Below are 20,957 nucleotides of genomic sequence, written 5' to 3'. Positions count from 1 at the left end.
CTACCGCACGCGTATGTATATTAGGCGGATTTATCGATGCATTTCGATAAAAATTGCTTGTTTTATTGAAAATGAGCTTATTTTTCCTTATGATCGCTCCGTTTTATAGGGTGTCGAGCGTGCTGTAAACGTATCGATGGCAATTTTTTCGGGTAATTTTCACATTAAGGATGAGTAAATTGCGCGCATTATAAACTCACAGTGAGGGTATAACATGAGTCATAATGGCACGAGTGAACAAAGTAAAAAATATACGATTAATCCACCGGTTTTTATTATTTCTGCAGTATTAATCATCGCGTTGGTATTATCTGTTGGTATGATGCCGCAACAGGCCGAACAGGGATTTCAATCCCTACAGCAGAGGATATTCGCTAACGCCAGTTGGTTCTATATCTTAGCCGTCGCTTTAATCTTATTGAGTGTGACCTATCTGGGTTTTTCACGTTACGGCACGATTAAACTCGGTCCGGATCATGCTGAGCCAGAATTCAGTTATTTTTCATGGTTTGCCATGCTGTTTTCTGCGGGGATGGGGATCGGCCTGATGTTTTTTGGCGTCGCTGAACCGGTGATGCACTACCTGTCGCCGCCGGAGGGGAGTGCGCAGACCATCGCCGCCGCGAAGCAGGCGATGACATTAACCTTCTTCCATTGGGGGCTACACGCCTGGGCGATCTATGCCATCGTCGGGTTGATTTTAGCCTTCTTCAGTTACCGTCATGGGTTACCGTTAACGCTGCGTTCGGCGCTTTATCCGCTTATCGGTGAGCGCATCTATGGTGCGGCCGGGCACGCGGTCGATATTTTTGCCGTCTTAGGTACCGTGTTCGGTGTTGCCACATCGCTAGGTTACGGCGTCTTGCAGGTCAATGCCGGCCTGAATCATCTGTTCGATTTACCGATTTCGACCACGGTGCAGGTGGGGCTGATCGTGGGGATCACCAGCCTGGCGACGCTCTCGGTAGTCTCTGGGCTGGATCGCGGCATCCGTCTGCTTTCTGAGCTTAATCTGGGGCTGGCGGTGTTATTGATGTTGTTAGTCGCGGCGTTGGGGCCGACGGTATTATTACTCAAGTCATTTGTAGAAAATAGCGGCGCCTACCTGTCACAGATTGTCAGCAAAACCTTTAACTTGTATGCCTATGAGCCGAAGTCCAGCAGTTGGCTGGGGGGCTGGACGCTGCTGTATTGGGGGTGGTGGCTGTCATGGTCACCCTTCGTCGGTATGTTTATCGCCCGTGTCTCGCGCGGTAGGACCATTCGTGAGTTTGTCACCGGCGTCTTGCTGGTGCCCGCCGGTTTTACCCTGATGTGGATGACGGTGTTCGGTAATAGCGCCATTGAATTAATCGCCCATCAGGGGGCGACCGATCTGGCGACCAGCGTCCAGCACGATGTCTCTTTGGCGCTGTTCAATTTTCTCGAACATTTCCCGCAGCCGACGCTGCTGTCGTTTATCGCCATGGTGATGGTGGTGGTGTTCTTCGTGACATCGGCCGACTCCGGCGCCATGGTGATGGATACATTGGCCTCCGGTGGGGCTAAGCATACCCCGCTGTGGCAACGTATTTTCTGGGCCGCGTTGACCGGAGTGGTGGCGATTGTGTTGCTGGTCGCCGGCGGGTTACAGGCGTTGCAGACGGTCACCATCGCCAGCGCGTTGCCTTTTGCCGTGATCCTATTACTGGCCATTTATGGTTTGTTCAAGGCGCTGCGTGTCGACATCTACAAGAAGAAGAGCCAATTGGTCACCACCATCGCGCCACCGGCCAGCCGAAACCCCATTTCGTGGCAACGCCGTCTACGTAACATTGTCTATAACCCGAAACGTTCACAGGTACGGCGTTTTATCGCCGAGGTGATTCAACCGGCGATGGTGATGGTGCGTGAGGAGTTGGCACGCCAGGGTAAGGAGGCGACGCTGGAGGGCGAGGATGAGCGTATCAGTCTGCGAGTTGAGTTCGGCGATGATATGGCGTTTTGCTATGGCGTACGCTTGCGCGCCTACCGTAAACCGGCTTTTGCCATGGCAGGCCTGGAGGAGGAGAACCCGCGCGAAGAGGAGGTTTACTACCGTGCCGAGGTCTATCTGAAGGAGGGGGGACAAGATTACGATCTGATGGGGTGGACGCAGGAACAGGTATTGCACGATATCCTCGATCAGTATGAAAAACATATCCACTTCTTGCACTTGATCCGCAGTTGATGCCCGGCGCCCCGGCAAACGGTCACTTATTCCCGGCGGGGATTGCGGTTGGCAATTCACGCTCTCGGGGGTAATATTGCCCGACACCGATGTTAGTGCGCTCTGTTATCGCTTTGTGTGGCGAGGCATGGCGTACGCATCTTGCTAAGTAGAGCAGGGGCGCATCGGCAACATATCGAAACTCAACAAAACTTTTTTCTATATGTGACCTGTCGTGTGGGTCACCACTGTAGATAAGGAATTCAAATGCCTGTTATTACACTTCCTGACGGCAGTCAGCGTCACTTCGATCACCCTGTTTCCGTAATGGACATCGCCCGCGATATCGGCCCCGGCCTGGCAAAAGCCTGCATCGCTGGTCGCGTCAACGGTGAGTTGGTCGATGCCTGCGATCTGATCGAGAGCGACGCCACCGTCGCCATCATTACCGCCAAGGATCAGGAAGGGGTGGAGATCCTGCGTCACTCCTGCGCCCACCTACTGGGTCACGCCATCAAACAGCTGTGGCCGCAAACCAAGATGGCCATCGGCCCGGTGATCGACAACGGTTTCTATTACGACGTCGATTTGGATCATACGCTGACCCAGGACGATCTCGATCGCCTGGAAAAACGCATGCACGAGCTGGCGGAAAAAGATTACGACGTCATCAAGAAGAAAGTCAGCTGGCAGGAAGCGCGTGACGCCTTTGTCGCGCGGGATGAGTCATACAAAGTGGCCATCCTGGATGAAAACATCAGTCATGACGATAAGCCGGGTCTGTACCATCACGAAGAGTATGTTGACATGTGCCGTGGTCCGCACGTGCCGAACATGCGCTTCTGCCACCACTTTAAGTTGCAGAAGTCTTCCGGCGCCTATTGGCGTGGCGACAGCAACAACAAGATGTTGCAACGTATCTATGGTACCGCCTGGGCGGACAAGAAGCAGCTGAACGCCTATCTGCAACGTCTGGAAGAAGCCGCCAAGCGCGACCATCGTAAGATCGGTAAGCAGCTCGACCTGTATCACATGCAGGAAGAGGCGCCGGGCATGGTGTTCTGGCACAACGACGGTTGGACCATCTTCCGCGAGCTGGAAGCCTTTGTCCGAATGAAGCTGAAGGCATATCAGTATCAAGAGGTTAAGGGTCCGTTCATGATGGACCGCGTGCTGTGGGAGAAAACCGGTCACTGGGAAAACTACAAGGATGCGATGTTCACCACCTCGTCAGAGAACCGTGAATACTGCATCAAACCGATGAACTGCCCGGGACACGTGCAGATCTTCAACCAGGGGCTGAAGTCCTATCGTGACCTGCCGCTGCGTATGGCCGAGTTCGGCAGCTGCCACCGTAACGAGCCGTCTGGTTCCCTACATGGCCTGATGCGTGTGCGTGGCTTTACCCAGGACGATGCGCATATCTTCTGTACCGAAGAGCAGATCCGTGACGAAGTGAACAGCTGTATCAAGATGGTGTACGACATGTACAGCACCTTCGGCTTCGAGAAGATCGTGGTGAAACTCTCTACGCGTCCAGAGAAGCGCATCGGTAGCGACGAGATCTGGGACCGTGCCGAAGAGGACTTGGCCGCTGCGCTGGAAGAGAACGGTATCCCGTTCGAATACCAGCCAGGGGAGGGGGCGTTTTACGGGCCGAAGATCGAGTTTACGTTACATGACTGCTTGGATCGCGCCTGGCAGTGTGGTACCGTGCAGCTCGACTTCTCCCTGCCGGGCCGCCTGAACGCGTCCTATGTCGGTGAAAACAATGAGCGTGTGGTACCGGTGATGATTCACCGCGCCATCCTGGGCTCCATGGAGCGCTTCATCGGCATCTTGACCGAAGAGTTCGCCGGTTTCTTCCCGACTTGGTTAGCGCCGGTGCAGGCCGTGGTGATGAATATCACCGATTCTCAGGCTGAATATGTTGAAGAATTGAACAAAAAACTGCAGGCTGCAGGAATTCGCGCAAAATCAGACTTGAGAAACGAGAAGATTGGCTTTAAAATTCGCGAACATACTTTACGTCGTGTTCCTTATATGCTGGTTTGCGGCGACAAAGAAGTCGAAGCCGGTAAAGTGGCCGTGCGTACACGCCGTGGTAAAGACCTGGGCGTGATGAGCATCGACGACGTAATCGAGAAGCTGCTGCAAGAGATTCGCAGCCGTAGTCTTCATCAGTTGGAGGAATAAGGTATTAAAGGCGGAAAACGAGTTCAAACGGCGCGTCCTAATCGTATTAACGGGGAAATTCGCGCCCAAGAGGTTCGCTTGACAGGTGTGGATGGCGAGCAGATTGGTATTGTCAGTCTGAGAGAAGCTCTTGAGAAGGCCGAGGAAGCTGGCGTCGACCTGGTCGAAATCAGCCCTAACGCTGAACCGCCGGTTTGTCGTATCATGGATTACGGCAAATTCCTCTATGAGAAGAGTAAGGCTAGCAAAGAGCAGAAGAAGAAACAGAAAGTTGTCCAGGTGAAGGAAATCAAATTCCGTCCTGGCACCGATGATGGCGACTACCAGGTAAAACTCCGCAGCCTGGTTCGCTTTCTGGAAGATGGCGATAAAGCCAAGATCACCCTGCGTTTTCGCGGTCGTGAGATGGCGCACCAACAGATCGGTATTGAAGTGCTTAACCGCGTCAAGAACGATCTGAGTGAACTGGCCGTGGTCGAATCCTTCCCAACGAAGATCGAAGGCCGCCAGATGATCATGGTGCTCGCCCCCAAGAAGAAACAGTAAGGCTAGCAAGTAAGGGTTCCGCGGTATGCTTCGGCATCCGTGGAACCGTTCGCCTCACTGATTCGTTGTAATTAACAATGCGAAGTGGAAATCGAAATGCCTAAGATTAAAACTGTGCGTGGCGCGGCCAAGCGCTTTAAGAAAACCGCCGGTGGTGGTTTCAAGCGTAAACATGCTAACCTGCGTCATATTCTGACCAAAAAATCTACCAAGCGTAAGCGTCATCTGCGTCCGAAGTCTCAGGTCTCTAAAGGCGATCTGGGTCTGGTAGTCGCGTGCCTGCCGTACGCATAAGTAATTTTTTTTGAATCAAGAATAAGACTTTAGGAGAGAGCATATGGCTCGCGTAAAACGTGGTGTGATTGCCCGTGCACGTCACAAGAAAGTATTGAAGCAGGCGAAAGGCTACTACGGTGCCCGTTCGCGCGTATATCGTGTTGCCTTCCAGGCAGTGATCAAAGCAGGTCAGTACGCTTACCGTGACCGTCGTCAGCGTAAGCGTCAGTTCCGTCAGCTGTGGATCGCACGTATCAACGCAGCTGCTCGTCAGAATGGCATCTCTTACAGCCGTTTCATCAATGGTCTGAAGAAGGCCTCTGTTGAGATCGACCGTAAGATCCTGGCCGACATCGCTGTATTCGACAAAGTGGCGTTCAGCGCCCTGGTTGAAAAAGCGAAAGCGGCTCTGGCGTAAGTCAGATGAAAGAGGGAGCTTGCTCCCTCTTTTGCTGTCTGGTCATAGCGTGATTCACGCTGTCGCTAGGTTTAGCGGTTATACGAAATTTATTGACATTCTCTGGCGAGAGCTTTTCAATAGATGCAGAGTTTTCAATAAGTTCTGAATGTTCAAGGTAACGCAAGCATGAACGCTGCTATTTTCCGCTTCTTTTTTTACTTTAGCGCCTGAGCGTCAGGAGGCTTTGCGCGTAAGAAAAGAAACGGAAAACAGCGCCAAAAGCCTCCCTCGTGGAGGCTTTTTTTTTAGCGCGGCGCCACGGCTCCGCAGACGAAGAGGGCGCGTGCCGTCATACGATGAGCTACTCATCGCTCAACATCGACCATCGGGCCATACTGGCCGGAAGAAGAGGAAATTCATGTCACATCTCGCCGAGTTGGTTGCCCAGGCGAAGGCAGCCGTAGAGAGTGCCCAGGATGTCGCCACGCTGGATAACGTGCGTGTCGAGTTCCTGGGTAAGAAGGGTCATTTAACCTTACAAATGACGTCGCTACGCGAGCTGCCGGCAGAAGAACGCCCGGCGGCCGGGGCGGTGATCAACCAGGCTAAGCAGGAGGTGCAGGAGGCGCTGAACGCCCGTAAGGCGGCGTTAGAAGCGGCGGCACTGAACGCACGTCTGGCCGAGGAGACCATCGATGTCTCCCTGCCGGGACGACGCATGGAGAATGGTGGCCTGCATCCGGTTACGCGGACTATCGAACGCATCGAATCCTTCTTCGCCGAATTGGGCTTCGCCGTGGCGACCGGTCCGGAGATCGAGGACGACTACCATAACTTCGATGCGCTGAACATTCCGGCGCATCACCCGGCCCGCGCCGATCACGATACCTTCTGGTTTGACGCCACGCGTCTACTGCGTACCCAGACTTCTGGTGTGCAGATCCGTACCATGCGTGATCAGCAGCCGCCGATCCGTATCATCGCGCCGGGTCGTGTCTATCGTAACGACTACGATCAGACGCATACTCCGATGTTCCATCAGATGGAAGGGCTGATCGTCGATAAAGACATTAGCTTCACCAACCTGAAAGGGACGTTGCATGACTTCCTGCGTAACTTCTTTGAGCAGGATCTCCAGATCCGTTTCCGTCCCTCTTATTTCCCCTTTACCGAACCCTCCGCCGAAGTGGATGTCATGGGTAAAAATGGTAAGTGGTTGGAGGTGCTGGGTTGCGGCATGGTGCACCCTAATGTCCTGCGCAACGTCGGCATCGATCCGCAGGTTTACTCCGGCTTCGCCTTCGGGATGGGCATGGAGCGTCTGACGATGTTACGTTACGGTGTCACCGATTTGCGCGCATTCTTCGAAAACGATCTGCGTTTCCTCAAACAGTTCAAATAAGGCGGGATTAACACATGAAATTCAGTGAACTTTGGTTGCGCGAGTGGGTGAATCCTGCCATTAACAGCGCGGCGCTGTCCGAACAAATCACCATGGCCGGTCTGGAAGTGGACGGCGTGGAGCCGGTAGCCGGGGCCTTCCACGGCGTCGTGGTCGGCGAAGTGGTCGAATGCCACCAACACCCGAACGCCGACAAGCTGCGAGTCACCAAGGTCAATGTCGGCGGCGAACGTCTGCTGGACATCGTCTGTGGCGCACCGAACTGTCGCCAGGGACTGCGTGTCGCGGTCGCCACCATCGGCGCGGTACTACCGGGCGACTTCAAGATCAAGGCGGCCAAACTGCGTGGTGAGCCTTCGGAAGGGATGCTGTGCTCCTTCTCTGAACTGGGGATTAGCGACGATCACAATGGCATCATCGAGCTGCCGGTGGATGCGCCGCTGGGTTGCGATCTGCGTGACTACCTGAAGCTGGACGATAACACCATCGAGATCAGCGTGACGCCGAACCGTGCCGACTGCCTCGGCATCCTCGGTATCGCCCGCGATGTAGCGGTGCTGAACGATCTGCCGCTGGCGGTCCCGGCACAGGCGCCTGTCGAGGTCAGCATCGATGATCGCTTCCCGATCGAGGTGCAGGCGGCGGAAGCCTGCCCGCGTTATCTGGGCCGTGTGGTGCGCGGCATCGATGTGACGGCAAAGACGCCGTTGTGGATGAGCGAGAAGCTGCGCCGCTGTGGCATCCGCTCCATCGATGCGGTGGTCGACGTCACCAACTATGTCCTGTTAGAACTGGGACAGCCGATGCACGCCTTCGATCTCAACCGCCTGCAAGGTGGCATCGTGGTGCGTATGGCGCGTGAGGGGGAGACCCTGACCCTGCTGGATGGTAACCAAGCCACCTTGGCCAGCGATACCCTGGTGATTGCCGACCATCAGCAGCCGTTGGCGCTGGCTGGCATCTTCGGCGGAGAGCACTCCGGCGTCAACGGTGAAACCCGTGACGTGCTGTTAGAGTGCGCCTACTTTAATCCGCTGACCATCACCGGGCGTGCTCGCCGTTACGGCCTGCACACCGATGCCTCACACCGCTATGAGCGTGGTGTCGATCCGCAGTTGCAACAGCGCGCGATGGAGCGAGCCACCGAACTGCTACTGGCGCTGTGTGGCGGCCAGGCCGGTCCGGTGATCGACGTGAGCAGCGACGCCTATCTGCCGCAGCCGGCGACCATCACCCTGCAACGCAGCAAGCTGGATCGTCTGATCGGTCATCCTATCAGCGATGAGCAGGTGTTGGCGATCCTGCAACGCCTGGGTTGCCAGGTGAACGTGGTCGAGGGTGGCTGGCAGGCGCTGGCGCCGAGCTGGCGCTTCGACATGACCATCGAAGAAGATTTGATCGAAGAGGTGGCGCGTGTTTACGGTTACAACAACATCCCGGACGTGCCGCTGCGCGCCGATCTGGTGATGACGGCACACCGCGAGGCGGATCTGCCGCTTAAGCGCGTGAAGACGCTGTTGGTGGACCGTGGCTATCAAGAGGCGATCACCTACAGCTTCGTCGACCCGAAAGTTCAGGCCTTGTTGCATCCGCAACAGCCGGCGCTGATCCTGCCGAGCCCGATCTCCGTCGACATGTCCGCGATGCGTCTATCGCTATGGAGTGGTTTGCTGGGCGCGGTGGTGTATAACCAGAATCGCCAGCAGACCCGCGTGCGTCTGTTCGAAACTGGCCTGCGTTTTGTCCCGGACGAGCGTGCCAACCTGGGTATTCGCCAGGATATGATGCTGGCCGGGGTGATTGCCGGTCCGCGTAACGAAGAACATTGGGGGATGGAGCGTCAGGCCGTCGACTTCTATGATCTGAAGGGAGATCTGGAGGCGGTACTGGAGCTGACCGGTAAGCTGGATGAGGTACAGTTCCGCGCCGAGGCGCATGACGCACTGCATCCGGGGCAGAGTGCCGCGCTGTATCTGCAAGGCGAACGTATTGGTTTCATTGGGGTTGTACATCCTGAATTGGAGCGTAAACTCGATCTCAATGGTCGTACGGTGGTGTTCGAAGTGCGTTGGGATGCCCTGGCCGATCGCCGAATTCCGCAGGCGCGCGAGATTTCTCGCTACCCGGCGAACCGCCGTGATATCGCGGTTGTCGTGGCCGAAAATGTGCCGGCAGAAGAAGTTTTAGCCGAATGTAAGAAAGTTGGCGCAAATCAGGTAGTTGGCGTAAACTTATTTGACGTGTATTGTGGTAAGGGTGTTGCGGAGGGTTATAAGAGCCTTGCGATCAGTCTGGTGCTGCAGGATACCACGCGTACACTGGAAGAAGAGGAAATTGCCGCTACCGTCGCCAAATGTGTAGAGGCGTTAAAACAGCGATTCCAAGCATCCTTGAGGGATTAAACCTATGGCGCTTACAAAAGCTGAAATGTCTGAACACCTGTTTGAAAAGCTTGGGCTGAGTAAACGGGATGCCAAAGACCTCGTCGAGCTGTTTTTCGAAGAGATTCGCCGCGCCCTGGAGAATGGCGAGCAGGTGAAGTTGTCCGGTTTCGGCAACTTCGATCTGCGCGACAAGAACCAGCGGCCGGGGCGCAACCCGAAAACCGGGGAAGATATCCCGATTACGGCGCGCCGTGTGGTGACATTCCGTCCAGGGCAGAAGTTAAAGAGCCGGGTCGAGAACGCTACACCCAAGGACTAAATCAGGCAAACAGGACAAAAGGCCGCCTTTAGGTGGCCTTTTTCTTGCGACATTCAGCCGTTTGCGCGGCGCACACAGAGGCATTAACCATGCAAGTTAACGACAAAGTTAGCGTAAAGACGGATGGGGGGCCGCGCCGCATTGGGCGTATTCTGGCGTTGGAACCCTTTAGTGAGGGAACCATGTATCTGATCGCGCTGGAGGACTACCCGAATGGGATTTGGTTCTTTAACGAGATCGGCGGCGACCAGGGGATCTTTGTCGAACCCTATGACGATGATGCTCCCGTCTGACGACCCCTCCCATCTCAGCACGCTGCTGCGCCGCCAACGGCGTCATGATCGGCGACGTTTGTTGTGGTTAGCGTTGCTGTTGCTCGGTGCGTTACTGCTGGGCTTGAGCGCCGGCGACGTCTGGCTATGGCCGACGCGTTGGTTCTCCGCCCAGGGGCAACTCTTCGTCGGCCAGCTGCGCCTGCCGCGTATCTTGGCGGTGATGGCGGTCGGCGCCTCGCTGGCCGTCAGCGGCGCGGTGATGCAGGCCTTATTCGATAATCACTTGGCGGAGCCGGGGTTGCTGGGCGTCTCTAATGGCGCTGGTGTCGCCTTGGTGATCGCGGTGTTGTTGGGGCCAAGCATGTTGCCGCTCTGGCAATTGAGCGCCTTGGCCATCGTCGGTGCCTTGGGGGCGACCCTGTTGTTACTGTTGTTCGCGCGGCGCGGGCGGATCGATAACGCGCGTCTGTTGCTGATCGGTGTGGCGCTGGGTATCGCCTGTAGCGCCGTCATGACCTGGGCGGTCTATTTCAGCAGCAGTCTGGATCTCCGTCAGTTGCTCTACTGGCTGATGGGGGGCTTTAGCGGTGTCGATTGGCGTCAGAGCTGGTTGGTGGCGGCGCTATTACCGGTATTGTTGTGGTTACTGCGTTGCGGTGCGACGCTGGATCTGCTGGCGCTCGGGGAGCTGCCGGCGCGCCAGCTCGGCCTGGGGATGGCCTATTGGCGTAGCCTGCTGGTGTTGGCCATCGGCTGGCTGGTCGGGGTGAGCGTGGCCTTGGCCGGAGTGATCGGTTTTGTCGGGCTGGTGGTGCCGCATATGTTACGCCTATGGGGGATCACCGCGCATCGCAGGCTATTGCCCGCCTGCGCCTTGGCCGGTGCGGCGGTACTGTTGTTGGCGGATGTAGTGGCGCGGGTGGCGTTATTCTCCGCCGAGCTACCCATCGGGGTGGTGACGGCCTCCATCGGCGCGCCGCTGTTTATCTGGATGCTGCTGCGTCGCACGGCGGGGAGACGCGATGGCTGAGCCGATGTTGCGTATCGAGCGTCTGGCGGTGAGTGGGCGTTTGGCGCCCTTCGATGCCGAACTGGCCGCTGGGCGGCTGGTACATCTGATCGGCCCGAATGGGGCGGGTAAGAGTACACTCTTGCTACGGCTAGCCGGTCTCTTGGAGGGGCATGGGGAGGCGTGGCTGGAGGGGCAAGCACTGTTAGCGATGTCGAGTGCTCAGCAGGCGCGGCGGCGCGCCTGTCTGGTACAGCAGCAGTTACCGACCGGGTTGATGCCGGTCTTCGCCTACCTGGGATTGTATGCCCCGCGAGGAGCCTCGGCGGCGGCGTTGGATCAGCACTTAGCGTCGTTGAGCGCACGCCTGAGTCTGACGGACAAGCTGAGTCGGCCCTTGAGCCAGCTCTCCGGGGGAGAATGGCAGCGCGTACGCCTGGCGGCGGTGCTGCTCCAGATCTGGCCGACGCTCAATCCCTCTGCGCGTTTGCTGCTATTGGATGAGCCGATGAGCGGCTTGGATATCCGCCAACAGGCGGCGTTGGATGGGCTACTCGCCGAGTTATGCGGCCATGGCATCACGGTGATTGCCAGTGCCCATGATCTGAATCACACCTTGTTTCATGCCGATGAGGTGTGGATGGTCGGGCAGGGGCGGGTATTGGCGCAGGGGCCGACCTCGACGGTGATGCAGTTGGCGGCGTTGAGTGACTTGTTCGGTGTCCCCTTTACCCGTGCGCGCGGTGGTGATCGCGACTGGCTCTACTATCAATCGTGTTAAAAAAGCTTGACCGACGCGCCGCTTTTGTCATGATTTAGCGGTGGCTGCCATCGCGGTATCGCTTGATTCGGCAGCAGAAAACGCCTTGTTCATTCCATTTGCCGGCTCGTCGTCGGTCCAGAGGCAATCGCGGCATCACAGAGGTTCTAGGGAGATGAGTCGACTGGCATCGAGATATCGCTACGGATTATTGTGTGGCATCGCGTTATTCCTCGCGGGCTGTAGCAGCCAACACCGCACCGCGCCAACCAGCACGCGACTGGGCGATCCCATCATGGTGGTCGCGCAGTTGAATGATCAATTGCAGCAGTGGCATGGTGCGCCTTATCGCTATGGCGGCTTGGAGCGCAACGGCGTCGACTGTTCCGGCTTTGTTTACCGTACCTTCCGTGATCGTTTTGCCATTCAGCTGCCGCGCACCACGCAGGAGCAAACTGCATTAGGAACCCGCGTCGCGCGCGCCGATCTGCTGCCTGGCGACCTGGTCTTCTTCCGCACGGGGCGGGGGGAGAATGGATTACATGTGGGGATCTACGATACCGACGATACCTTCATTCACGCCTCTACCTCACAGGGTGTAACGCGCTCCTCGCTGGATAACGTCTACTGGCGTAATGTCTACTGGCAGGCCCGCCGCCTGTAACCTCATCTCATCAAGGGTGCGAAGCCAGCGGTTGTGCTACCGGCTTCGCGTTCGCCCTCTCACGCATCCTGATCGCGCTGTGCGCCCAGCGTTGTGTCGCCGTTGGCGCTAGGCGCAGACGCCTCGTACTCTCTTCGCGTGGCGACCCGGTCGTTTATCGCTCAGCGTGCGCCGCAAACGACGTGCAACCTCATCGAGGGTGAATAGCGGCGGCGGAATGCGCGCCGCCGGGTAACGTTACAGCAGCGGGGCCGCCTGGGGGAAGGCGTGCTGCAATTGCGCACGCGTCGGCGCGCCATCGGGGCCCGGACGGCTGACCACATAGGCGGCGACGCGGTTACCGAGATCGACGGCCTGGTGTAACGTGAGGCCGAGCGCCAGACCGGCCAGCACGCCGCCGCAATGCGCGTCGCCCGCGCCGATGGTATCGGCCACCTGCACCGCATAGGCGGGCAGATGGCCCTGTCCACCCTCGGGGCTGCACAACCAGGCACCGTTGGCATCGAGACGACAGATGAGGTGGATGGCATGACGCCGGGCGAAGTCGGCTGCCGCCGCGACCGGATCACCCTCTCCGCACAGCTGTGCGATCTCGTCACGATTCAGGGTCAACACGCTGCCGGCGGGGAGCCGATCCCAGAGTTCGGCGGGCAAGGCGGGTAGCCGCGGTCCCGGATCCAACAGCAGAGTGCAATGCGCGGGCAAGCGGTATAGCCAGTCACGCAGCGCCTGGCAATGCGCCTCCGCCAGCTCATAACCGCTCAGATAGACCAACGCCCCTGGCGGCAGGGGGATGTGAGCCAGTTGCTCGTGAGACCAATGGGTCTCACAGCCGGCGATGCTGATGAAGGTACGCTCGCCGTCCGCCTCGACACAGGCCAGGCACCAGCCGTTGTCTCGCTGGGAGTCACGCAGCAATACCGGTAGTGCCAAGGCCGCCATCGCCTGTTCGGCGAGGGCACCCCAAGGGCCATTGCCGACCGGCATGCCATTGATCACCGGTAAGTCGAGGCGGCGCAGGGCGCGCGCCACGTTAAAGGCACAACCTCCGATGGCGCGCCCACCTTCCTCGGCCGCGATATCTTCGCCACGCAGCGGCAGACGGGGCAGCGTCAGGATCAGGTCGCCGATGGCGCCGCCGATCACTAACACCGGGCGAGGGGTCATCAAGGCCGTCATGCGCGCCCCCGTAGCGTGACCAGTAGGCTATAGCTCACCAGGCTGATCAGGAAGGCGACGAACAGTCCCAGGCTGGAGTCGGCGAAGACGCCGTATGCCAGGGGGCCGTCAATAAAGCCGGTACGCGTCACCATTAGGCCGCCCAGGGCACCGAACAGCCAACAGAGCAACGGGCCGACGCGCACGCCGGCGTTGGGACCTTGCAGATCGAACAGTTGACTATCCTGATAGCCTTGATGGCGCCGTAGGCAGACGTAATCCACCAGGAAGATGGCCTCCCAGGCGGCGAGGAATACGCCGCAGCATAGCAGGAAGGCGATGAACGGCCCCATGAAGTCGCCGGCGACGAACAAGATATACAGCGCGATACCCAACACGATCAGCGCATCGAGCGTCACCGCCCAGATTTGGCGAATGCGCACCCCGATGGTCAACAGGTTGAGGCTGGCGGAGTAGAGGCTGAGGACGGCGATGGTCACGATACCGGCGGTGGCGGCCAGTAGATAGGGGATGGCCATCCACGGCGGCAGCACCGAGCCGATCAGGGCGATCGGGTTTTCCGCCGCCGCCAGATCGGGCAGTCGGGCAGAAAGCAGGATACCGGCCAACATTAATAGACAGAGCGGCAGGGCGGCTCCACCGCTGACGGCGGCGAAGATATGGCTATTCTTGCTCTTGGCCGACTGGTAGCGGCTGTAATCCGCCCCGGCGATGGCCCAACTGATGCCGGTCCCGGCGGCGATCACCGAGACGGCCGGTAGGAAGGCGGTTAACCAGTCACCGCTGGGCATGGCCAATACCGTTTGCCAAGGGGTGGTAAACAGGATATAGCCGACCACGATCAGCGTCATGCTGCCGAAGATGCGAGTAAACCAACGCTGAATAGCGACCACGGCGGCTTGACCGAGGAGGCTGACGGCGATCGCTAACCCGGCGAACAGGACCAGACAGAGTAGGGTCAGGCCATGGCCGCTCGGTAGACCACAGGCTTGTAGCAAGGCCGCCAGGGTCAAGGTGCCGGTAATGATATTCACCGCCTCCCAACCCATCAGGTTGATCCAACTGAATAGCGTGGGGGCGATGTTGCCACGGATACCGAAGATGGCGCGGGAGAGGGTCAGGGTGGAGGTACGGCCGATCTTACCGGCGAAGCTGAAGTAACCGACCAGGCAGAAACTCAATACACCGAGTAGCGCGGCCAGAATGGCTTGGATGAAAGAGAGACCGAAGCTGACGATGATGGCGCCGTAGACGACCCCGAGAATCCCGATGTTCGCCGCCGACCAGACCCAAAACAGCTCACTGGGGGTACTGCGGCAGGCCGCTTCGGGAACTCGATCGATACCGATCTCCTCGACTTGCCAGGCCGAATTCGCGTTAGTGTCACTCATTATTCAAATCACTCCCTGTTGTTGACGCGTGCTAACACACCGTAACCAGTTGTCGACCCCCTTCCCGTGTGACGGCGCCGCGCAGCGGAGGGGGAAAATCCATGCGCGCACAGTCTACTGATCCCACTTAAGGATGCCAATATAAAACCATCAAGAAACATAATGAGAGAGGCGCCGGCGGGCCGGCGCGGGAGAGAGCCTCAACGGCGGAGATGGATCTGGGGCTCACCACTCTCGGGGTGGCGTCCAGCGACGAGATCGGCCTGATACCAACGGCTGAGCAGCGCCGGGTCCAATACCTGTTCCGGCGGGCCGTTGGCGACCAGTTCACCGTGATGCAGCAGTAGGATACGGTCGGCGTACAGCGCCGCTAAGTTGAGATCGTGCAGGATGCAACAGACCGCGAGCGGCTCACGCCGTGTCATCCCGTGTAACAGGCGCAACAGTTGTTGCTGATGGTAGAGATCGAGCGCCGAGGTCGGTTCGTCGAGGAACAGCCAGCGCGGCTGGGGATCGGGTTGCCATAACTGCGCCAGGGCGCGTGCCAATTGCACCCGTTGCTGCTCACCGCCGGAGAGGGTGCGGTAGTCACGGTCGGCCAACGGCAGGCAGCCGCTCTGCTGCATTACCCGCTGCAGCGCCTGGGGATGATGCCCGGTGGGACAGGGCGCCCGTCCCATGGCGATCACCTCGCGTACACTGAAGGGAAAGGCCAGCGCGCTATGCTGGCGCATCACCGCCCGACGGCGCGCCAACTGCTGGGCGGGCCAGTCGGCGAGATCGCGCCCCAGCAGGGTGCAGCGTCCCGCATCAGGGTGTAGATAACCGGCCAACAATCGCATTAGGGTAGACTTCCCGGCTCCGTTGGGGCCGATGATCGCCACCAGCTCGCCACAGGCCAGGCTCAACGAGACCCGATCGATCAGGGTGCGCCCGTTCGCGCGCAAGACGATCTGCTCTGCGCGTAAGGTTGGGTCATGCGCCATGAGTTATCTCCCGATAACGTAATATCAACCAGAGAAAATAGGGGCCGCCGAGCAGACTGGTTAGCATGCCGACCGGCATCTCCGCTGGCGCGGCCAAGGTACGCGCCAGGGTATCGGCCAGTAACAACAGGCAGGCTCCGCCGAGCGCCGAGCAGGGCAGCAACCAGCGGTGGTCGGCACCCAGGCGGAGACGGAACAGATGAGGCACCACCAGACCGATGAAGCCGATGACGCCGCTGACGGCGACGGCGGCCCCGACCAACAGCGCACTGAGCAGCAGTAGCAGGCGTTTAGTGCGCGCCACATCGAGGCCGAGGTAGTGCGCCTCCTCGTCGCCGAGTTGCAGCAGGTTGAGGCGCTGGGCGAGGGTCAAGGTGTAGAGGCAAGCGGGCAAGATCAGCAGGGCGCAGGCGGCGAGGGTATGCCACTCACCGCGTGACAAGCTGCCCATGCTCCACAGGGTGAATTGGCGCAGTTGCTGATCGTCGCTCAGGTAGCTCAAGACGCCGACCAGGGCGAAGCAGAGCGCATTGATGGCGATCCCCGCGAGCAACAGGCGTGACAGTGTCACTGATGCGCCGCGACTGAGCAGATAGATCAGCAACGAGATGACCAGGCTACCGGTGAAAGCGGCCAGCATCTGCGCATACAGCGCCAGCAGCGGTGTCAACGCCAAGGGGAGAACGATGGTCAAGGCTACGCTCAGCGCGGCGCCACTACTGATCCCCAGCAACGCCGGATCGGCCAGCGGGTTACGGAATAGCCCCTGCATGATGGCGCCGGAGACCGCCAGCGCCATGCCGATGAGTAACGCCAGCAGGATGCGCGGTAGGCGGATATTGAGCCAGATCTGCCACTGGAGGGCATCCCCGTCGCGCAGCAGCGCGACGGGGGATAGGCGCAGGGCGCCGAGGTGCGCGGAGAGCGCCAAGGTCACCAGCAACAGGGCACACAAGAGCGCCAAGGTACGGCGCGGCGAGCGATGCGTCATGGGTGTTGCGCCTGTGAGGCCGCCTGATGCAGCGCCGCCAGCGCATCCGGTGTGCCGAGGGTGAAACCGAGCAGCGCCATGTCATCTACGACCAATACGCGCCGGTGACGGGCGGCGGGCGTCTGGGCCAAACCGGGGAGGTTCCAGACCCGCTCGCTGCCGCCGAGTGCGGCGGCACCATCACGCGTCAGCAGGATCAGATCCGGTTGTGCGGCGATCACCCCCTCCTGAGACAATGGGCGGTAACGGTTGAAGCCCTGCATGGCATTCTGTGCCCCGGCGGCCCGAATGATGGCATCGGCGGCGGTCTGTTGCCCGGCTGCCATCGGTGACATGCCGTTATGGCTCAGGATAAACAACACGCGGCTGGCGAGCGGTGTGCGAGGCACCGCCGCCAAACGCCGCTGGTAGTCGGCGATCAGCGCCTGGCCTTCGCGTTGGCGCCCGAGAGCCTCGGCCAGCTGGCGGATCTTGACCTCGACGGCGTCTAACGAGTTGGCACCGTCGATCTGGGTGAGTGGCACGCCGACCTCTTGGATCTGCTTCAGCGCCAGAGCCGGTTGCGCCTGATCGCTGGCTAACACCCGTGTCGGTTTCAGCGCCAGGATCCCCTCGGCATTTAACTGACGCATGTAGCCGACATCGGGGAGGGCGTTAACGGCAGCGGGATGGGTGCTGGTACTGTCGCGCGCCACCACCTGATCGCCAGCGCCGAGCGCGAAGACGATTTCGGTTACATCGCCACCGATGGTCACTAGACGTTCGGCGGCCTGACTGCCGACGCTAAACAGCGCCAGCAGACACAGGGCATGACGGAGGCGTGGTCTCATGCCGGTACCTCCGTCAGCGCTGCCAGTGCCGCCAGTTGCTCACGCCAACGCGGTTGCTCGGCGTTGCCTTCGGTACGCTGGCCGAACAGTTGGGCGATTTGGCTACCGTCGGCGGCAAACAGCTCCAGGCTGCTGACGATGCCGTCGCGGGTGGGTTTACGCGTGACCCAACTGCTGGCGATGGCGGGCGCCTGTAAATGCAGGATGAAGCGTGGGTTGAACACGTTGAGCCACTGCTGGTGGGTCGTCACCTGCGCGATCTGACCGGTGAAGATCTGTACACAGCCGCGATTGCCGACGAAGATCATGATCTCATTCTGATCGTGCCGGGCTTGCTCCAGGATCTGCTGCAATGCGCCATTGTCAACCGGGTAGGCCAGATCGTCGGCGACGGCGGCGAAGGCTTGCTGACGGGTGACGCCGTGGCGGCGGAGTAGCGGGAAGAACTGATGGACATCCGTCATTGCGCGCCATTCACGCTCCAACGCGGCGCTATCGACGGTGGGCATGGCTGCGGAGGCGGCGGGTGGCGGCGTTGTGCCATTGGGGAAGGCGGGGTTTTCCGGGCTGGCGAAACGCTCGACCAGTGCCTGCCACGCGTCCATGTCACTCTGTTCGGTCGCATAGATCTTATGTACGGCGTCGCCGTATTGATCGAAACACTGCAGGCTGAGGCGTTCACCGCGCGCGCTCTGTTCGCACAGGGCGAAGACGCTATGCCAATGTTGCAGGAACAGGCGTAGGTCTAGCTCACGCGGGTTAAGGATCAGGCCGCCGTGTTCACTCAGACTCAGATTGGTGTAACGCCCCAGATGTTCATGCACGGCATATTCGTTGCGCGTGATGGCCTTAATTTCACCCAGCGCCGCACAGGCCTCGAGCAGGGTAGCGGCATCGACCTGGAGGCGGCGGGCATCGTGGCCGACGCGCGCTCGGGTCAGTTCGCCTTCGCTGACGCCTAAGTGTTGCGCCAGATCGCGTGCATAGCGTTGTGGCTGTTGTTGGCGGGCTTCCAGATAGCGTGTATACAGGGCATGACTCATGGGATGACTCTTCCTTCGTTGATTAGCGTGCAGGTGAACGTGGGCCGTGTCGACGGCCCTGATTATTATTGGGTTACCACTGGTAGCTCAGCAGCAGACGGGCGCCGCGCCCATCTTGTAACGCACCGTTCGGCGCGTAATAGGTCTTGTCGAGCGCGTTACTGAGTACCGCCGTGGCGCTAAAGGTGCCACCCGTTGCCGCGCCACGGTAGCTGAGATAGAGATCGTTGACGCCGTAGCCCGCCTGCGGCTGGCTGCGTGGGCCATAGTGATGGAATGGGGCGGCGAAGGTCCCGATCCAACCGACGGAGAAGCCACTATGAGCCAGCGGGACGTCTAGGCGGTTGGTGATCGTGTCCGGCGTCCCGTTGGCGATCCATTCACCGGTACGGCTATTCTTGCCGCGGGTGTGGTTATAGGCAGAGCGCCAGCTGAAGGCGTCACTCTGGTAGTCTAGACTCATGTCCCAGCCCCACAGCTTGACATCGCTGACGTTGACCGAGGTGCTGTAGAACTGGAAGGTGTGGAAGTTGTTAACCACCTCGGTATCGATATAGTCCTTGGCGCGGGTACCGAAGTAGCTGGACTTGAACTGGAGCGTGTCACCATCGCTCACCAGATCATCGAAGCGCAACCCGAATCCGGCCTCCTGGGTGGCATTACTCTCCGGGCGCAGATTGGGGTTGGGGCGCCAGTAGTTGGTGAAAGGGCCGATGCGGAAGTGAATGGCATCGTTGTACATTTCGCCGATGGTCGGGGCGCGGAACGCCTGGGCATAGCTGGCGAACAGCATCAACCAGTCGGCGGGGGTGACGGTCAACGCGGCACGCGATGACCATTTATCGGCATTGATGTCGCCATATTGGTCGTTATGCGCCCGATAGCTGTCGTAGCGTGCGCCAGCGACTAGGCTGACGGGGAGATCGCGCAAGGTGATCTCATCCTGTAGCCAGCCGGAGGCGAACCGGATGTCGGCCTGCGGGTAGCTGCCTGCGTTGCCGCCGGGTTTCTGGCTCTGGCGATAGGTCTCGCCGCCGTAGGTCAGCAGATGGGCCGCAGACGAGTCACTCAGCAGACGTGAGCGGTTTTCTAGGCGCAGGCCGGTGGTTCGTTGCGTGCGGCGCTCATCGTGTTCCCCCTCGGGGTTGGCCGTGATGTTGACATCGGAGTAGTAGGGGCGCAGCGTGGCATCCAACCATGACTGTTCGCTCGGCCGTAGACGGTACTCCAGTTGAATATCGCGCTGACGCGTGTCGCGATCGGTCATGACGTTGTTGGCGGAGGGGGCGATCTCTTGCGGATTTTTCGGCTCACGCGCCGCATTGTCATAATAGCGGAGGCTGGCGCGCAGAGACTGGGCCGCGTCGATCTGCCAGCTGCCCTTGGCCAGCAGGTCGCCGATCACCTCACGGTTGGCGGCACGCTGACCCGCGCCGAGGCGCAGATCGCCCCGTTGCCGGGTGCTGAAGGAGAGCAGCCCATCCAGGGTGTCGCTCTTGGCGTAGGCGCTGGCGCCCATACCCAGGCTGCTATCCTGGCTGCCGCCGCTGGCGAACAGGCGGTAGCCGCTCGTTTTCCCCGGCGCCAGCAGATCGGCGGCATCCACCGTCTGGTAGGCGATGACGCCCCCCAGGGCCCCGCTGCCATACAGCAGGGCGCCGGGGCCGCGAACCACCTCGACGCGTTTGATTAACGCCGGATCGAGGAAGGTACCGTTTAGGTGCCCGCTATCAACGCCCTGACGCACACCATCCACCAGCACCAAGATGCCTCGATTATCGTAGCCCCGCAGGGTGATGTCTTGACCATTGCTCCGGCCAACCCCGCTCAGCGTCAGGCCGGGCACGGCCCGCAGCATCTCCGGCGCCGAGGCGGCGCTGCTGGCAACCGGATCATGGCTATCGATGACGCTGATCATCATCGGGGCGCTAAAGCTATCGCGTTGGTTACCGGTAGCGACGACCGTCATCGTATCGTTGTGGCTCGGTGCCGCCTGTAGCGCCATCGGCGTCAGTAGGATGCTGGCGATGGCCAGAGTGAGCGGACGTAAGGCGGGGCGGGAAAGTGGGGGCATGGCTCAACACTCCAAATGTAATCACGGCATTGGGATGCTGGCTG

General features: G+C 59.5%; 20 protein-coding genes and 1 other annotated feature. Of the genes, 13 read left to right on the top strand and 7 right to left on the bottom strand.

What is annotated here, in order from left to right; translation table 11 throughout:
* Positions 1-214: 214 nt before the first annotated feature.
* The 13 genes from ACEQFP_RS04715 to ACEQFP_RS04655 all read left to right on the top strand — a co-directional run bounded on the left by ACEQFP_RS04715 (position 215) and on the right by ACEQFP_RS04655 (position 12,419).
* Positions 215-2,209, top strand: a complete 1,995-nt coding sequence (locus ACEQFP_RS04715; protein WP_005293634.1) for a choline BCCT transporter BetT — start codon at positions 215-217, stop codon at positions 2,207-2,209.
* Positions 2,210-2,455: 246 nt separating this feature from the next.
* Positions 2,456-4,384, top strand: coding sequence for a threonine--tRNA ligase (gene thrS / locus ACEQFP_RS04710; protein WP_005293637.1), 1,929 nt, complete (start codon positions 2,456-2,458; stop codon positions 4,382-4,384).
* Between the two features lie 3 nt (positions 4,385-4,387).
* Entirely contained in the window at positions 4,388-4,930 is a 543-nt protein-coding gene (infC, locus tag ACEQFP_RS04705; protein ID WP_071523971.1) for a translation initiation factor IF-3, read from the top strand.
* A 96-nt stretch (positions 4,931-5,026) separates the two neighbouring features.
* On the top strand, positions 5,027-5,224 hold the full coding sequence (rpmI, locus tag ACEQFP_RS04700; RefSeq protein ID WP_005293643.1) for a 50S ribosomal protein L35: 198 nt from the start codon (positions 5,027-5,029) through the stop codon (positions 5,222-5,224).
* A gap of 43 nt (positions 5,225-5,267) precedes the next feature.
* A complete protein-coding gene (gene rplT, locus ACEQFP_RS04695; protein WP_005285808.1) occupies positions 5,268-5,624 on the top strand; it encodes a 50S ribosomal protein L20 in 357 nt (118 codons plus the stop codon).
* 163 nt (positions 5,625-5,787) lie between these two features.
* Positions 5,788-5,913, top strand: a sequence feature (Phe leader region).
* Positions 5,793-5,837 carry a pheST operon leader peptide PheM gene (gene pheM, locus ACEQFP_RS04690; RefSeq protein ID WP_106120997.1) on the top strand — a complete coding sequence of 15 codons (45 nt, stop codon included), beginning with the start codon at positions 5,793-5,795 and terminating at the stop codon, positions 5,835-5,837. (Overlaps the previous feature by 45 nt.)
* A 111-nt stretch (positions 5,914-6,024) precedes the next feature.
* Positions 6,025-7,008, top strand: coding sequence for a phenylalanine--tRNA ligase subunit alpha (gene pheS, locus ACEQFP_RS04685; protein WP_005293646.1), 984 nt, complete (start codon positions 6,025-6,027; stop codon positions 7,006-7,008).
* A gap of 14 nt (positions 7,009-7,022) precedes the next feature.
* Positions 7,023-9,410, top strand: coding sequence for a phenylalanine--tRNA ligase subunit beta (gene pheT, locus ACEQFP_RS04680; RefSeq protein ID WP_370547533.1), 2,388 nt, complete (start codon positions 7,023-7,025; stop codon positions 9,408-9,410).
* A gap of 4 nt (positions 9,411-9,414) precedes the next feature.
* Positions 9,415-9,711, top strand: coding sequence for an integration host factor subunit alpha (gene ihfA / locus ACEQFP_RS04675; protein WP_005285818.1), 297 nt, complete (start codon positions 9,415-9,417; stop codon positions 9,709-9,711).
* 89 nt (positions 9,712-9,800) lie between these two features.
* On the top strand, positions 9,801-10,004 hold the full coding sequence (gene dsrB / locus ACEQFP_RS04670) for a protein DsrB (protein WP_035597723.1): 204 nt from the start codon (positions 9,801-9,803) through the stop codon (positions 10,002-10,004).
* Positions 9,991-11,016, top strand: coding sequence for a vitamin B12 ABC transporter permease BtuC (gene btuC, locus ACEQFP_RS04665; protein WP_097364732.1), 1,026 nt, complete (start codon positions 9,991-9,993; stop codon positions 11,014-11,016). The genes dsrB and btuC overlap by 14 nt, the downstream gene beginning before the upstream one ends.
* Positions 11,009-11,776 carry a vitamin B12 ABC transporter ATP-binding protein BtuD gene (btuD, locus tag ACEQFP_RS04660; RefSeq protein WP_005293654.1) on the top strand — a complete coding sequence of 256 codons (768 nt, stop codon included), beginning with the start codon at positions 11,009-11,011 and terminating at the stop codon, positions 11,774-11,776. The genes btuC and btuD overlap by 8 nt, the downstream gene beginning before the upstream one ends.
* A 154-nt stretch (positions 11,777-11,930) precedes the next feature.
* Entirely contained in the window at positions 11,931-12,419 is a 489-nt protein-coding gene (locus ACEQFP_RS04655) for an NlpC/P60 family protein (RefSeq protein ID WP_047059929.1), read from the top strand.
* Between the two features lie 237 nt (positions 12,420-12,656).
* Here the strand turns inward: ACEQFP_RS04655 and ACEQFP_RS04650 are convergent, their stop codons facing one another.
* The 7 genes from ACEQFP_RS04650 to ACEQFP_RS04620 all read right to left on the bottom strand — a co-directional run bounded on the left by ACEQFP_RS04650 (position 12,657) and on the right by ACEQFP_RS04620 (position 20,913).
* Complete coding sequence (locus tag ACEQFP_RS04650) at positions 12,657-13,598, bottom strand: PfkB family carbohydrate kinase (RefSeq protein ID WP_370547532.1); 942 nt, start codon at positions 13,596-13,598, stop codon at positions 12,657-12,659.
* Positions 13,595-14,989 (bottom strand): cytosine permease, encoded by a 1,395-nt coding sequence (locus tag ACEQFP_RS04645; RefSeq protein WP_005285834.1) that lies wholly within the window; start codon positions 14,987-14,989, stop codon positions 13,595-13,597. The genes ACEQFP_RS04650 and ACEQFP_RS04645 overlap by 4 nt, the downstream gene beginning before the upstream one ends.
* A 200-nt stretch (positions 14,990-15,189) precedes the next feature.
* Entirely contained in the window at positions 15,190-15,975 is a 786-nt protein-coding gene (locus tag ACEQFP_RS04640; protein ID WP_370547531.1) for a heme ABC transporter ATP-binding protein, read from the bottom strand.
* Positions 15,965-16,966, bottom strand: a complete 1,002-nt coding sequence (locus ACEQFP_RS04635) for an iron ABC transporter permease (protein ID WP_005285838.1) — start codon at positions 16,964-16,966, stop codon at positions 15,965-15,967. The genes ACEQFP_RS04640 and ACEQFP_RS04635 overlap by 11 nt, the downstream gene beginning before the upstream one ends.
* Positions 16,963-17,796 carry a hemin ABC transporter substrate-binding protein gene (locus ACEQFP_RS04630; RefSeq protein ID WP_005285840.1) on the bottom strand — a complete coding sequence of 278 codons (834 nt, stop codon included), beginning with the start codon at positions 17,794-17,796 and terminating at the stop codon, positions 16,963-16,965. Before ACEQFP_RS04630 ends, ACEQFP_RS04635 begins: the two co-directional genes overlap by 4 nt.
* Positions 17,793-18,839: a hemin-degrading factor gene (locus tag ACEQFP_RS04625; protein WP_370547530.1), complete on the bottom strand. Its 1,047-nt coding sequence runs from the start codon at positions 18,837-18,839 to the stop codon at positions 17,793-17,795. The genes ACEQFP_RS04630 and ACEQFP_RS04625 overlap by 4 nt, the downstream gene beginning before the upstream one ends.
* A 73-nt stretch (positions 18,840-18,912) precedes the next feature.
* Entirely contained in the window at positions 18,913-20,913 is a 2,001-nt protein-coding gene (locus ACEQFP_RS04620) for a TonB-dependent hemoglobin/transferrin/lactoferrin family receptor (RefSeq protein WP_370547528.1), read from the bottom strand.
* Positions 20,914-20,957: the final 44 nt, after the last annotated feature.

Source organism: Edwardsiella sp. A.80236 (assembly GCF_044540725.1).
GTDB lineage: Bacteria > Pseudomonadota > Gammaproteobacteria > Enterobacterales > Enterobacteriaceae > Edwardsiella > Edwardsiella tarda.
Note: the sequence above shows the minus strand (reverse complement) of the source record. Positions and strands in the feature narration are given on the sequence as shown.

What these genes read in the sequence shown, in the direction of transcription:
- ACEQFP_RS04635 (WP_005285838.1), bottom strand. Translation starts at nt 16,966, where the DNA reads ATGACGCATCGCTCGCCGCGCCGTACCTTGGCGCTCTTGTGTGCCCTG.
- ACEQFP_RS04620 (WP_370547528.1), bottom strand. Translation starts at nt 20,913, where the DNA reads ATGCCCCCACTTTCCCGCCCCGCCTTACGTCCGCTCACTCTGGCCATC.
- dsrB (WP_035597723.1), top strand. Translation starts at nt 9,801, where the DNA reads ATGCAAGTTAACGACAAAGTTAGCGTAAAGACGGATGGGGGGCCGCGC.
- ACEQFP_RS04645 (WP_005285834.1), bottom strand. Translation starts at nt 14,989, where the DNA reads ATGAGTGACACTAACGCGAATTCGGCCTGGCAAGTCGAGGAGATCGGT.
- ACEQFP_RS04625 (WP_370547530.1), bottom strand. Translation starts at nt 18,839, where the DNA reads ATGAGTCATGCCCTGTATACACGCTATCTGGAAGCCCGCCAACAACAG.
- ACEQFP_RS04640 (WP_370547531.1), bottom strand. Translation starts at nt 15,975, where the DNA reads ATGGCGCATGACCCAACCTTACGCGCAGAGCAGATCGTCTTGCGCGCG.
- ihfA (WP_005285818.1), top strand. Translation starts at nt 9,415, where the DNA reads ATGGCGCTTACAAAAGCTGAAATGTCTGAACACCTGTTTGAAAAGCTT.
- btuD (WP_005293654.1), top strand. Translation starts at nt 11,009, where the DNA reads ATGGCTGAGCCGATGTTGCGTATCGAGCGTCTGGCGGTGAGTGGGCGT.
- rpmI (WP_005293643.1), top strand. Translation starts at nt 5,027, where the DNA reads ATGCCTAAGATTAAAACTGTGCGTGGCGCGGCCAAGCGCTTTAAGAAA.
- ACEQFP_RS04650 (WP_370547532.1), bottom strand. Translation starts at nt 13,598, where the DNA reads ATGACGGCCTTGATGACCCCTCGCCCGGTGTTAGTGATCGGCGGCGCC.
- pheS (WP_005293646.1), top strand. Translation starts at nt 6,025, where the DNA reads ATGTCACATCTCGCCGAGTTGGTTGCCCAGGCGAAGGCAGCCGTAGAG.
- ACEQFP_RS04715 (WP_005293634.1), top strand. Translation starts at nt 215, where the DNA reads ATGAGTCATAATGGCACGAGTGAACAAAGTAAAAAATATACGATTAAT.
- ACEQFP_RS04630 (WP_005285840.1), bottom strand. Translation starts at nt 17,796, where the DNA reads ATGAGACCACGCCTCCGTCATGCCCTGTGTCTGCTGGCGCTGTTTAGC.
- pheT (WP_370547533.1), top strand. Translation starts at nt 7,023, where the DNA reads ATGAAATTCAGTGAACTTTGGTTGCGCGAGTGGGTGAATCCTGCCATT.
- rplT (WP_005285808.1), top strand. Translation starts at nt 5,268, where the DNA reads ATGGCTCGCGTAAAACGTGGTGTGATTGCCCGTGCACGTCACAAGAAA.
- ACEQFP_RS04655 (WP_047059929.1), top strand. Translation starts at nt 11,931, where the DNA reads ATGAGTCGACTGGCATCGAGATATCGCTACGGATTATTGTGTGGCATC.
- thrS (WP_005293637.1), top strand. Translation starts at nt 2,456, where the DNA reads ATGCCTGTTATTACACTTCCTGACGGCAGTCAGCGTCACTTCGATCAC.
- btuC (WP_097364732.1), top strand. Translation starts at nt 9,991, where the DNA reads ATGCTCCCGTCTGACGACCCCTCCCATCTCAGCACGCTGCTGCGCCGC.